A 465-nucleotide genomic window follows, 5' to 3' on the forward strand; every position below is an offset into this window, starting at 1 on the left:
ATGGAAATTGACGAAAAGTATGTACTGGGTATATACGATTCTTTCTGGGATGAGTATTGCAGCAGTATTCTATTTTTCTTTTGGTAGAGATCCTTTTACACTGATTACCGTCTTATCTGGATTTTTAGTTCCAAGGTTTATTCTTTATCGAAGAAAAAAACGTTACTACTTGGTTGTCATTGACCGTCTTTCTATCTATATGAAAGCAGTAGCAAATGCACTTCAAATTAGTAACAATGCAAAACGGGTGTTAGTTCAGGTGAAACCAATGATGCATGAAAGCATTCAAGAAGAAATAGAAAAAGTTTCTCTTTTATTAGAAGGTGGAACCACAATGCATCGTGCATTTAGAGAATTCAATGAAACGTTTAACTTTAGAGAATTGGTTTTCTTCCATGAAATGTTGGAAGTGTGCAGTCGAGAAGGTGGAACAAATTCAGTACAAGTCCTACTAGATATTGCAGA

At 34.8% G+C, this 465-nt stretch carries 1 protein-coding gene; it reads left to right on the plus strand.

The genetic code is table 11. From position 1 onward, the window contains the following. Positions 1-465 (plus strand): type II secretion system F family protein (locus MR170_RS31100; RefSeq protein WP_481746803.1); only part of this gene is annotated, 465 nt, incomplete at both ends.

Origin of the sequence: Bacillus cereus group sp. BfR-BA-01524 (assembly GCF_022662595.1) — a bacterium.
GTDB classification, from domain to species: domain Bacteria; phylum Bacillota; class Bacilli; order Bacillales; family Bacillaceae_G; genus Bacillus_A; species Bacillus_A thuringiensis_S.